Genomic DNA, 12,419 nt, shown 5'->3' with positions numbered 1-12,419 from the left:
CGCTTTTTGCTGCCAGTTTTGGCGTATCTTGGTCTTGCTAGACGAAACCATGCATTGACGCCATCGGGGAGTAGGGCTACTCAACAGTCTTCGTCGTGGTGGATTTGGGCCGGCCGGCTTGCAGCCACGTAAAACAACTCGCTAAAGGGCCGTGGGAAAGAGCGCTGGCGCTCGACTTGCGGCTGTTCAGGATTGCCGCAGATGACCAAGCCTTTGACTTCAGCACCTTCCACCCGGGAATTGCGCCCGGCAACCCGGCTCGTGCATGCCGGCACGCTGCGCTCCCAATATGCCGAGACGTCGGAGGCGCTGTTCCTCACCCAGGGGTTCGTCTACGAAAGCGCCGAGCAGGCCGAGGCCCGCTTCAAGGGCGAGGATGCCGGCTTCATCTATAGCCGCTTTTCCAATCCGACCGTGGCGATGTTCGAGCAGCGTATGGCGGAACTGGAGGGAGCCGAGGCCGCTCGCGCCACCGCCTCCGGCATGGCCGCCGTCACCGCGACGCTGATCGGCCAGCTCAAGGCGGGCGATCACATCGTCGCCGCCAAGGCGCTGTTCGGCTCCTGCCGCTATGTCATCGAGGAGCTTCTGCCGCGTTTCGGCGTCAGCTCGACCCTGGTCGACGGTACCGATCTCGGCCAGTGGCGGGCGGCCGTGCGGCCGGAGACCAAGGTATTCTTCCTGGAAAGCCCGACCAATCCCACGCTCGAGATCCTCGACATAGAGGCCATCGCCAAGATCGCCAAGAGCGCCGGCGCCACGCTGGTGGTAGACAATGTTTTCGCCACGCCGCTGCTGCAGAGCCCGCTCGCGCTCGGCGCCGATTGCGTGGTCTATTCGGCGACCAAGCACATTGACGGGCAGGGCCGCTGTCTGGCCGGCGTGATCCTGGCGTCCGAAAAGTTCATCAACGACCACATCCATACCTATCTGCGCCAGACCGGTCCCTCGATCTCGCCCTTCAATGCCTGGGTGATGCTCAAGGGCCTGGAGACGCTGGAGCTGCGGGTCGAGCGCCAGATCGCCAATGCGGCGAAGGTCGCCGATGCCCTGGCTGCCCACAAGGCGATCGAGCGCGTGATCTACCCTTTCCGTGACGACCATCCTCAGGCCGAACTCGCGCGCCGCCAGATGAAAGCGGGCGGCACGCTGGTGACCTTCGAGGTCAAGGGCGGCAAGGCGGCGGCGTTCAAGGTTGCCAACGCCCTGAAGATCACCCGCATTTCCAACAATCTCGGCGACACCAAGAGCCTGCTCACCCACCCCTCGACCACTACCCATCAGCGTTTCGAGGAAGATGCGCGTCTCGGCATGGGCATACGCCAGGGCATGCTGCGTTTCTCCGCCGGCATCGAGAGCGCCGACGACCTGATCGCCGATTTCGAGCAGGCACTCGACAAGGCCCTGTAATCGAGGGGCTGGTCCCAGAGCCTGGCCGGAAATCCGTAAAACTCGACTTTTGTCATTGCCGGGCTTCGTCCCGGCAATCCAGTGCCGCAATCTCGACAAGTGGCGGTAGCTGGATGCCCGGGACAAGCCCGGGCATGCCAAAGGCGGTATTTCTCCCCAAATGGGCTTTGGCGCGACTGGTTCCAAGCGCTATCATGCCAACGTCAAAACCGGCATGGATGCGGGCAGAGCGATGGGGATCTTCGCGACGCTGAAGGCCATGGTCGAACGGGACGGGCGCGCCGTGCTCGTCACCATCACGGACGTGCGCGGTTCGAGCCCGCGCGAGGCCGGCACACGCATGGCGGTGCGGGCAGACGGCGCCTTCTCCGGCACGGTCGGGGGCGGCACCCTGGAATGGCAGGTGCTCGCCGAGGCGCAGGCGCTGCTGGCGGCCGGGGAGGGCCGCCGCATGCGTACGCTGGACAAGGCGCTGGGGCCCGATCTCGGCCAGTGTTGCGGCGGCCGGGTCAGCCTGATGCTGGAGCGCCTGGAGCGGGACGATCTCGCTTGGCTGACCGAACTGGCGGCGCAACCAGCCAACGGGAGCCGGGTCAGCATCGGCATGCCGCATGACCGGGGCGGCTTTACGCGTCGCCCGGCCAGCGATACCGAGGCGCAAGGCCTGCCCGCCGGCGCGGCCAGCCGCTTCCTGCCGGACGGGCGTCTGCTCGAAAGACTCGAGCCCGCGAATCCGGCTCTCTATCTGTTCGGAGCCGGCCATGTCGGCCGAGCCCTGATCCTGGCGTTGGCGCCGCTGCCGATCGACGTGGTCTGGTGCGATTCCCGGCCGGACGCCTTTCCAAGTCACGTCCCGCAGCATGTCGTGCTCCGACGCGATGCCGAGCCCGAGCGGATCCTGGCGGAGGCGCCCGATGATGCCCGCATCGTGGTCATGACGCATAGCCATGCGCTCGATCTTGCCATCGTTTCGGCAGCCTTGGCGGCGGATCGCTTCGCTTATGTCGGCGTGATCGGCTCGCAGACCAAGCGGGCTCGCTTCCTCTCGCAATTGCGGCAAGCGGGCTTGGCCGAGCGCCTGATCGAGGGCATGATCTGCCCGATCGGGGTGCCCGGCGTCGAGGGCAAGGAGCCGGCGGTGATCGCGGCCTCCGTCGTGGCCCAGATCTTGCAATTACCCCGTCAGGCCGGCAGCCGGATGCCGGTCCTGAAAGGCCACCGGCGTCCCGCCTAGTTGCGGCACGTCGCTGAGTTGGGGAAAAGCTGCGTCACCATGCCTGAACTCTTCGCATCTGCCTTGTTTACGCCTATGAATTGGGCACGTCCATGAATGTGGCAGCAATGGCAGACGCTCACACGCCCCTGATCGAAGCGAGGGGTATCGTCAAGATCTTCGGCGCGCTGAGAGCGAATGACGGCATCGATCTCAAGATCATGCCGCATGAGATTCATGCCCTGCTGGGCGAGAACGGCGCCGGCAAGTCGACCTTCGTCAAGCTTCTCTATGGTTTGCTTCAGCCCAATGAGGGGCAGCTCTATTGGGAGGGCCAGCCGATCCAGCTGCCGCGCCCTGCGGCTGCCCGCGCCATTGGCATCGGCATGGTGTTCCAGCATTTCTCGCTGTTCGACAATCTCAGCGTGGCGGAGAATGTCGCCCTGGCCCAGCCGCCGGGCACGAAATTGCGGGATGTTGAGGAGGGCATCGCGGCGGTGTCGGCCGCCTATGGCCTGCCGCTGGAGCCGCGCCGGCCGGTGCATACGCTCTCGGTCGGGGAGCGGCAGCGCATCGAGATCGTGCGCTGCCTGATGCAGAATCCCAAGCTGCTCATTCTCGACGAGCCGACCTCGGTGCTGACGCCGCAGGAGGCCGACCAGCTCTTCCTCACCCTCGAACGCATCACCGGCGAGGGCAGGGCGGTGCTCTATATTTCCCATCGGCTCGAAGAGGTGAAGCGCCTGTGCCAGACGGCGACCGTGCTGCGCCACGGCAAGCGGGTGGCGACCTGCGACCCGCGTAAGGAAACCGCTGCCAGCCTGGCCCGCATGATGGTGGGTGCCGACGTCGCCATGGTCGAGCATGGGCGCCTGGCCAACCGCGACGGGGCCGTGCGCCTGGCGCTGAAGGGACTCGACCTGCCGGCCGAAGACCTGCATGGCACGGCGCTGAAGGACGTCACGCTGAACGCCCGGGGCGGCGAGATTCTCGCCATTGCCGGCGTGGCGGGGAATGGTCAGAGCGAACTCTTCGCGGCCATCTCCGGCGAGCGCACGGTGGGACCCGAGGCGGTCGCGATCGATGGCAAGCCGGTGGGGGCGCTTGGCGTCACCGAGCGCCGGCGCCTGCGCGCCGCCTTCGTGCCGGAAGAGCGTCTCGGCCATGCGGCGGCGCCGCGCATGACGCTCTCGCAAAATGCATTGCTGACGGGCCACGCGGCCAATGGCCTGGTGTCCTACGGCATGGTCGATATGCGCAAAGCCTCGGCCGAAGCGGCGAGGATCTCCGGCACGTTCGACGTGCGCAAAGGCAAGCCCGATCCCGAGGCCGGCTCGCTCTCCGGCGGAAACCTGCAGAAATTCGTGGTGGGCCGCGAAATGTTGCGCGAACCCGGCGTGCTGGTGGTGAACCAGCCGACCTGGGGCGTGGATGCCGGCGCTGCCGCGCTGATCCGGCAGGCCCTGATCGACCTGTCGCGGCGCGGTGCTGCGGTGGTGGTGATCAGCCAGGATCTCGACGAGATCTTCGAGGTGGCCGACCATATCGCGGTCATCCATCACGGCCGCCTGTCGGCGCCGGAGCCGGTGTCGGCCATGAGTCTGGAGAGGATCGGGCTGCTGATGGGGGGCGCCGATCATGCGGATTGAACTCGAAAAGCGGGCCGAGCGCTCCATTAGCATGGCCCTGGTCTCGCCGCTCATCGCGATCCTGCTTACGGTGGTTTCGGCGGCCCTGATCTTCGCGCTCTACGGCAAGCCGCCGGGTGAGGCGCTCTATGTCTATTTCATCAAGCCGCTGACGGGCCTGCGTACCGCCCAGGAACTGGTGGTGCGCGCCACGCCCCTGGTGATGATCGCGGTCGGCCTCTCGCTCTGCTACATCTCCAACAATTGGAACATCGGCGCCGAAGGCCAATACATCATCGGCGCCACGGTGGGGGGCGGCATCGCCCTGCTGTTCCAGGGCCAGACGCCCTTCTATGCCGTGCCGCTCATCCTCATCGGCGGCATCGTCGGCGGCGCGCTCTGGGCCCTGATCCCGGCGATCCTGAAGATACGGTTCAACACCAACGAAATCCTGACCAGCCTGATGCTGGTCTATATCGCCGACAAGATCCTCGATTATTGCGTGCGCGGCCCCTGGCGCGACCCGGCCGGCCTGAACTTCCCGCTCACCGCCAATTTCGACAATACGCTGCCGGCCTTGTTCCGGCGCAGCCCGATCCATCTCGATTCCATCTTCGCGCTGCTGGTGGTGGCTGCCGCCGCCGTGCTGCTGTGGCGCGGCCTCAAGGGCTTCGAGATCCGCCTTCTCGGCCAGGCGCCGCGCGCGGCCCTGTTCGCGGGTTTTTCGCCCAGGAAGATGACCCTGTTCGTCTTTGCGGTGTCGGGCGGCCTTGCCGGTCTCGCGGGCATCAGCGTGGCCGACGGCACGATGGGCCTCCTGCAGCTTCCCTTCGCCAGCGGCTACGGCTTCACCGCCATCATCGTCGCCTTTCTCGGACGGCTCAACCCGGTGGGCATCCTGTTGTCAGGCCTGTTGCTGGCGCTGTCCTATCTCGGCGGCGAGGCGGCCCAGATCTCGCTCAAGGTGCCGATTGGCATCACCAGCGTGATCCAAGGGCTGCTGCTCTTCTACGTGCTCGCCTGCGACACGCTCATCCTCTATCGCATTCGCTTCGTGCGCGGCGCAGTCAAGGTGGCCTGATGAACCTCACCGAAGCGATCATCCTCACCATCATCACATCTTCGACGCCCTTCGTGCTCGCCGGTATCGGCGAACTGGTCGTCGAGCGCTCCGGCGTGCTCAATCTTGGGGTCGAAGGCATGATGATCATGGGCACGGTCTCGGGCTTTGCCATCGCCTACACGACCGGCAGCGCGCCGCTCGGCTTTCTTGCCGCAATTGTCGCCGGCATGGGCTTCGCGGCGCTCTTCGCCTTCATGACCCTGGGCCTCGCCGCCAACCAGGTCGCCTCCGGCCTGGCTCTGACCATTCTCGGCCTCGGCCTGTCCGATCTCCTCGGCACCGGCTTCGTCGGGCTCAACCGGGCCAAGATCCCGTCGCTCGACATTCCAGGCCTGACCGACATCCCGGTGATCGGGCCGATCCTGTTCGGCCAGGATGCCCTGGTCTATCTGTCGATCGCTTTGGTGGCCGCCGTCTGGTGGTTCCTCTATCGCAGCCGCGGCGGCCTGATCCTGCGGGCCGTCGGCGAAAACCACGTCTCGGCGCATGCGCTGGGCTATCCCGTCAGGCTGATCCGCTTCGGGGCCGTGCTGTTCGGCGGAGCCTGCGCCGGCCTCGGCGGGGCCTATCTCTCCCTGGCCGACACGCCCTTCTGGGGGACGGGCATGACGGCCGGCCGCGGCTGGATCGCGCTAGCCCTGGTGGTGTTCGCGTCCTGGCGACCCGGGCGGCTCTTGCTGGGCGCCTATTTCTTCGGGGCTATCTGGATCGGCAATCTGCACATGCAGGCACTGGGCGGCTCGCTGCCGCACTGGCTGGTCTGGCCCCCGCAATTCTGGACGGGCCTGCCCTACCTTGCCACGGTGATCGTCCTGGTGATGATCTCGGCCGGCAAGGGGCGGCGTGGCGTGGCGCCGGGTTCACTCGGCACCGCCTTCGTGCCCGATCGCTGATTTCCGTTTCCGCCGGGCATGGGCCATGGCCCGGCATTTCGATCCGTATGGCCCGCCATGAGGGGAAACTCGATGAAAAAAACGATATTGGCAGCCCTGGCCGTCTGCGGCCTCATGGCCGGTGCCGGGGTGACTTCGGCCGGTGCCGAGGAGAAGCTCAAGGTGGGCTTCATCTATGTCGGTCCGGTCGGCGATTTCGGCTGGTCCTACCAGCACGATGTCGGGCGCAAGGCGCTGGTGAAGGCGCTCGGCGACAAGGTCGAGACCACTTATGTCGAGAGCGTGCAGGAAGGGCCCGATGCCCAGCGCGCCATCGAGAATCTCGCCGATTCCGGCCACAAGCTGATCTTCACCACCTCCTTCGGCTTCATGGATCCCACCATCAAGGCCGCCAAGAACTTTCCGGACGTGAAGTTTGAACATGCCACCGGCTTCAAGCGGGCCGAGAATGTCTCGACCTATGCCGGGCGCTTCTATGAAGGGCGCTATATCGAGGGCGTGATCGCCGGCAAGATGTCGAAGAGCGGTATCGTCGGCTATGTCGCGCCGTTCCCGATCCCCGAAGTGATCTCGGGCATCAATTCCTTCATGCGGGGTGCCCAATCCGTGCGGCCGGACATGAAGATCAAGATCGTCTGGACCTCGAGCTGGTATGATCCCGGCAAGGAAGCGGACGCTTCCAAGGCGCTGATCGCGCAGGGAGCCGACATCCTGGCGACCCATACCGACAGCCCCGCCGCCACCCAGGCCGCGGCCGAGAAGGGCATCAACTCCTTCGGCCAGGACTCGGACATGATCGCCTTCGGGCCGAAGACCCAGCTCACCGCCATCATCAATCACTGGGACGATTACTATATCGAGCGTGCCAAGGCCGTGCTGGACGGGAGCTGGAAGTCGGAAGACACCTGGGAGGGGCTCGACAAGGGCATGGTGAAGATGGCGCCCTATACCAACATGCCCGAGGATGTGAAGAAGCTGGCCGAGGAGACAGAGGCAGGACTCAAATCCGGCAAGATCCATCCCTTCACCTGCCCCGTCGTGAACCAGAAGGGCGAGACGGTGGAATGCAAGGGCGGTGACAAGCTCGATGCCTCCCAGATCCTCGGCATGAACTGGTACGTCAAGGGCATCGACGACAAGTTCCCGAACTGATCGGCTGTCGCGCGGACAGGCACCGATGCTTGATCGCGCATAATGGCCCACGACTTTCCGGTTCCCGTGCCCAAGAAAGGGGACCGGAGCGGCTTTTTCTGTTAGGGACTGGCTGACCTTTCGGAATGCCGCGCAGACGAGGCCGACACACTCCATGCCATTTGACCGTTCCAGGCTCGAAGCCGTCCGCCGTCCCCTGTCCTTGCTGTCGAGGGAGCCGATGCGATGATCGAACGGGCGATGGCATTGGGGCGCGAGGCTGAAGGCATGATCCGCGTCCTGGCGACGATCAGTGCCGAGGAGGGGCGCCTGACGCGCCTCTATCTCACCCCCGAGCACCGCCAGGCAGCGGACCTGGTAGGCCGCTGGATGACGGAAGCAGGATTGGAGGTCAGCGAAGACACGCTCGGCACGGTGCGGGGACGTCTCGCCCCGCTGCCCGCGATGCGCAACGCCGTGCAGCGGCTATTGATCGGTTCGCATATCGATACGGTGATCGATGCTGGCGCCTATGACGGGACCTTCGGCGTCATCGCCGGCATCCTGGCGACGCGCGAGATCATCCGCAAGCATGGCGCCATGCCCTTCGGCATCGACGTCCTGGCCTTCGGCGACGAGGAGGGCTCCCGTTTCCCGACGACGTTGCTCGGCTCACAATCCGTGGCCGGGCGCTTCGATCCCGCCGCTCTGCAGATCGAATCCAGCGATGGCGTCAAGCTGGCTGATGCCTTGCGGCTCTATGGCAAGGATCCGGACGCCATTGCCCCCGCGGCCTATGAGCCCGGCGAAGCGGCGGCCTATGTCGAGGTCCATATCGAGCAGGGACCGGTATTGGAGGAGGCCGGCGAGGGGCTCGGCGTCGTGACGGCAATCGCCAGCCAGGGCCGTTATTCGGTGACGGTCGTCGGCGAAGCCGGGCATGCCGGCACTGTCCCGATGGCGCTGAGGCGAGACGCCTTTTCGGCCTGTGCCGAGATGGCGCTCGCACTGGAAAGCCTCGCCCGGAGCCACGCCGACGACTTCATGGTCGGCACCATCGGCAAGTTGAACCTGTCGCCCGGCGCCTCCAACGTCATTCCCGCCCGCATCGTCTTCACCGTCGATCTGCGCTCGCAGAGCGATGTCAGGCGGGTGGAAGCGATGAATGTCCTGCGTGCGGAGTTCCTCGCCATCGCCGAACGGCGCGGCGTCTCGGTCTGGATCGAGCAGACCCATGAAGCCAAGGCCGAGCCCTGCGATCCCTCGCTTCAAGCCGGTTTTGCCGCTGCGATCACCGCCCAGGGCGGCAAGGCCATCCACTTGCCGTCGGGAGCCGGCCATGACGCCCAGTCGCTGGCGGCCCTCTGCCCGATCGGCATGCTGTTCGTGCGCTGCCGCGGCGGCATCAGCCATAATCCCGCGGAGTTCACCTCCATTCGCGACATGGGACTGGCCGTGACGGCCCTGATCGATTTCATCGAGAAATTCGATCCGGCCGAGGCGACCCGTGGCTGAAAAGGAGGCTTCTTCGTTCGCATGGTACGAAGGCGCCGATATGCCCTTTCAGAATTAGGATGCCGGTCTTCATCGCCTCACATCGGCTATGTATATCGCTCTCGGGCCTGAATAGAATGATCAGATCGTTCGGCATTTGATTGCACGGACGAGAATGGTGCGGTGGTTTCAGGTCCAGATTGGTCATGGCCGGGCCTGAGCCGGCTATCCAGAAGCCGCGCGAAGAGCCGGGTTGCCGGGGCAAGCCCGCTCCTGGCGAAGGTCGCGCAAACTCGAAGACGCTTAGGCGAACTGAATTAGGCTCGGCTCGATTCTTTCGTCCGGCGGCCGTAAACGTCGTTTTGCCACTCTGCGCTTTGCCGTTTCGATGGTGTAGAAGCACACCCCTGGGGAGGGGACTTTGCAGGAAAATCCAAGCAGCGCGGCAGCAGGAGCCGCACCATCGACATCGCAGACGGGCCTCGCCTTGCTCATGCTCATATGCTCGATGGTTTCGGTGCAGCTCGGCGCGGCCCTGGCGCATCCCGCCATGGCGGCCTACGGTCCTTTCGCCACCACCTGGGGGCGTCTGGCCTGGGCGGCGATCATTCTGGGCGTCATCGTCCGGCCCGACCTTCGCCGCTATCGCAGCCGGGAGATCCTGACGGCCCTGGCGCTGGGCGCAACCATCGCGATGATGACGCTCTTCTTCTTCGTGGCGATCACCCGTGTGCCGCTGGGCCTGGTGGTTGCCATCGAGTTCCTCGGGCCGCTGGGCGTGGCGGCTCTCGGCTTTGCCCGCAGCTGGCGCCTGATCTGGCTGGTGCTGGCCTTTTCCGGCGTTCTCCTGCTGGTGCGAAACCAGGCAGGCTGGAGCGTCGACATGCTCGGCTTCATGTTTGCGATCGCAGCCGGGACCGGCTGGGCCGCCTATATCCTTTTGAGCAAGCGGATCGGCAAGGTCTTCAAGGGACTGGAAGGGCTGGCGATCTCGTTCGCCGCGGCCGCCCTGATATCGACGCCCTTCGGCTTGTATGAAACCGGTTTTGCGCTTCCCGGCGGTCTCGCCGTGCAGACCGTCGGCCTTGCCGTCCTGACGCCGCTGCTGCCCTATGCCCTCGAAATGATGGCTCTGCGGCGCCTGTCCTCGGCCACCTTCGGGATCTTGATGAGCGCCGAGCCCGGTATCGGTGCGCTCGCCGGATACCTCGTCCTGCACGAGCCGCTCAGCCTACAGCAGATCGGCGGTATCGCGCTGGTGATGATCGCCAGCGCCGGCGCGGTCATTAGCGCGCGGGAGTAGAGGACGGCACTCACACCAACCAGCATAAAGATTGAATCACCGTCTTCGCTCGCAATGACGCGGCCTTTATGACCCCTGATATTGCAGGCCTGCGAAGCGCGCGAGGAAGGCGCGCAGTCGCTCGTTCGGCTGCTCGCCGAAGACGAGCGCGGGCGGAGCGTCGATCACGATCTTGCCCTGGTCGGTGAAGACGACCCGGTCCGCGACCTCCCGGGCGAAGGCCATTTCATGGGTGACCAGGATCATGGTGCGTCCCTCGGTGGCCAATTCACGCACGACGCCGAGGACCTCCCCGACAAGTTCGGGATCGAGAGCGGAGGTGATCTCGTCGAGGAGCAGCACCTTGGGCTCCATCGCCACGGCGCGGGCAATGCCGACGCGCTGCTGCTGTCCGCCGGAAAGCTGTCCCGGCATGGCATCGACCTTCGCCGACAGGCCGACGCGGCCGAGCCATTTCTCGGCAATGCTCCTCGCCTCGGCCTTGCTCTTGCCGCGCGACTTGACCAGGCCCAGCATGATGTTCTGGGCTGCCGTCAAATGCGGAAACAGGTTGAACTGCTGGAACACCATGGCGGCGTCGACGCGGATATGGGCGAGTTCGCGCTCGCTGCGCCGCCGCCGCTTGCCGTTCGTTTCGCTGAAGCCGACCTCGACCCCGTCGATGCGGACGGAGCCCCCGTCATATTCCTCCAGGAAGTTGATGCAGCGCAGCAGGGTGGTCTTGCCGCTGCCGGACGGGCCGATGATGGCGATGACCTGACCCTTCTGAACGGAAAGGTCGACGCCTTTCAGCACCTGCAGGGCTCCGAAGGATTTGGTGAGATTGGCAATCTCGATCACCGGCTGCGTCGCGGCGTTGGGCATGGGGCTTCCGATCAGACGAAGCGCTTTTCGAGCCTGCGGCTCAAAGCGGAGAGCGGGAAGTTGATGGCGAAATAGAGCAGGGCACCCAGCACATAGAGGGGCAGGGCGACATGGGTACGGCCTATCACCTGCTGCAGCGAGAGCAGCAGGTCGACGATACCGAGCAGGGATACGAGCGAGGAGCCCTTCACCGTGTCGACCACGCTGTTGATGAAGGGCGGCAGGAAGCGCCTGACGGCCTGGGGCGCGAGGACATAGACGAAGCGATCGAAGAGGCCGAGGCCGATCGACTGGGCTGCTTCCGTCTGTCCTTTCGGAATGGCCTGGAACGCCCCGCGCGTGATCTCGACGATCTGGGCCGATTTGAAGGCGGTGAGCGCCACGATCGCCGCCAGCAGGCTGGGCAGATTGATGCGCAACGCCGGCAGGCCATAATAGATGAAATAGAGCAGCACCAGGATCGGCACGCCGCGGACAAAATCGGCATAGAGCCGGATCGGCAGCCGTGCCCAGGCCGGTCCGAAGACCAGCGCGCAGCCGAGTGGAATGCCGATCAGCAGGGAAATCACGACCACGGCCGCAGAGACGAAGAGCGTGGTCCACAGGCCGCCGAGCAGGAAGGGGAGCGTTTCGAGCATCATGGACATGGTGTCACCGGCTGATGGCATAGCGCCGCTCTGCCAGCCTCAGCAGCAGCAGGATGGCGTAGCTGGTCACGAGGTAGATCGGCGTGGCGAGCAGATAGACTTCGACGGTGCGGAAGGTCTGTGTCTCGATCCAGCGCATGCCATAGGCGAGTTCGGGCACGGCGATGGCGGAGGCGATCGAGGTGTCCTTGAACAGGGAGACATAGGTGTTCGACAGCGAAGGCAGGGCGATGCGCAGCGCCGTCGGCAGGCGAATGTGCCAGAGCACGCCGAACGGCGTCAGTCCGATGCTCTTGCCCGCTTCGATCAGGCCTTTGGGCACGGCCTCGAGGCCCGCCCGCAAGACTTCGACGAGATAGGCGCCGGAATAGACGGCGAGCGTGGCCACGAAGGAGGTCGTCGCCTCATATTGCAGGTCGATGGCGCTGGGGATGCCGTAGAAGACCAGATAGACCAGCAGCAGCAGCGGCACGTTGCGGACGAATTCGACATAGAAGCGGATCAGGGGACGGGCCCATCGCGGCCCGTCGAGCTGGACCAGGGCGAGGACCAGTCCGATGAGCATGCCGATCGCAATGGTCGCGGCCGCCAGTTCGACACTCAGCAGCAGCCCCTCGAAGAGCTTGGCCGAATAGCGCCAAACGATGGCGAAGTTGAAGTGATAATGCATCATGCCGGAGATCCAGCCGTCCTGCGCTATGGCCCCTCGCATC

At 65.0% G+C, this 12,419-nt stretch carries 11 protein-coding genes and 1 riboswitch; of the genes, 8 read left to right on the top strand and 3 right to left on the bottom strand.

Annotated features, from left to right (window positions below; translation table 11 throughout):
• The first annotated feature begins 85 nt into the window (after positions 1-85).
• Positions 86-165: riboswitch (SAM riboswitch) on the top strand.
• Between the two features lie 36 nt (positions 166-201).
• From J8I29_RS06435 to J8I29_RS06400, 8 genes are all read left to right on the top strand, one after another.
• On the top strand, positions 202-1,410 hold the full coding sequence (locus J8I29_RS06435) for an O-succinylhomoserine sulfhydrylase (RefSeq protein ID WP_209431012.1): 1,209 nt from the start codon (positions 202-204) through the stop codon (positions 1,408-1,410).
• Between the two features lie 214 nt (positions 1,411-1,624).
• On the top strand, positions 1,625-2,644 hold the full coding sequence (gene xdhC / locus J8I29_RS06430; protein WP_245196749.1) for a xanthine dehydrogenase accessory protein XdhC: 1,020 nt from the start codon (positions 1,625-1,627) through the stop codon (positions 2,642-2,644).
• Between the two features lie 107 nt (positions 2,645-2,751).
• Complete coding sequence (locus J8I29_RS06425; protein ID WP_245196748.1) at positions 2,752-4,272, top strand: ABC transporter ATP-binding protein; 1,521 nt, start codon at positions 2,752-2,754, stop codon at positions 4,270-4,272.
• Positions 4,262-5,332: an ABC transporter permease gene (locus tag J8I29_RS06420; protein ID WP_209431010.1), complete on the top strand. Its 1,071-nt coding sequence runs from the start codon at positions 4,262-4,264 to the stop codon at positions 5,330-5,332. The genes J8I29_RS06425 and J8I29_RS06420 overlap by 11 nt, the downstream gene beginning before the upstream one ends.
• A complete protein-coding gene (locus J8I29_RS06415; RefSeq protein ID WP_209431009.1) occupies positions 5,332-6,267 on the top strand; it encodes an ABC transporter permease in 936 nt (311 codons plus the stop codon). The genes J8I29_RS06420 and J8I29_RS06415 overlap by 1 nt, the downstream gene beginning before the upstream one ends.
• Before the next feature lie 72 nt (positions 6,268-6,339).
• Entirely contained in the window at positions 6,340-7,419 is a 1,080-nt protein-coding gene (locus J8I29_RS06410; protein ID WP_209431008.1) for a BMP family ABC transporter substrate-binding protein, read from the top strand.
• Between the two features lie 225 nt (positions 7,420-7,644).
• Positions 7,645-8,913, top strand: a complete 1,269-nt coding sequence (locus tag J8I29_RS06405; protein ID WP_209431007.1) for an allantoate amidohydrolase — start codon at positions 7,645-7,647, stop codon at positions 8,911-8,913.
• Between the two features lie 472 nt (positions 8,914-9,385).
• Positions 9,386-10,195: an EamA family transporter gene (locus tag J8I29_RS06400; protein WP_209431291.1), complete on the top strand. Its 810-nt coding sequence runs from the start codon at positions 9,386-9,388 to the stop codon at positions 10,193-10,195.
• Positions 10,196-10,261: 66 nt separating this feature from the next.
• On the opposite strand, the gene J8I29_RS06395 is transcribed toward J8I29_RS06400, so the two are convergent.
• Genes J8I29_RS06395 through J8I29_RS06385 form a run of 3 tightly spaced genes read right to left on the bottom strand, consistent with a single transcriptional unit; the run spans position 10,262 to position 12,379 of the window.
• Complete coding sequence (locus tag J8I29_RS06395; protein WP_105864635.1) at positions 10,262-11,059, bottom strand: amino acid ABC transporter ATP-binding protein; 798 nt, start codon at positions 11,057-11,059, stop codon at positions 10,262-10,264.
• A gap of 11 nt (positions 11,060-11,070) precedes the next feature.
• Positions 11,071-11,706 (bottom strand): amino acid ABC transporter permease, encoded by a 636-nt coding sequence (locus J8I29_RS06390; RefSeq protein WP_105864634.1) that lies wholly within the window; start codon positions 11,704-11,706, stop codon positions 11,071-11,073.
• A gap of 4 nt (positions 11,707-11,710) precedes the next feature.
• Positions 11,711-12,379: an amino acid ABC transporter permease gene (locus J8I29_RS06385; RefSeq protein ID WP_245196746.1), complete on the bottom strand. Its 669-nt coding sequence runs from the start codon at positions 12,377-12,379 to the stop codon at positions 11,711-11,713.
• Positions 12,380-12,419: the final 40 nt, after the last annotated feature.

Source organism: Labrys sp. LIt4, from assembly GCF_017813775.1.
Lineage (GTDB): Bacteria > Pseudomonadota > Alphaproteobacteria > Rhizobiales > Labraceae > Labrys > Labrys okinawensis_A.
Note: the sequence above shows the minus strand (reverse complement) of the source record. Positions and strands in the feature narration are given on the sequence as shown.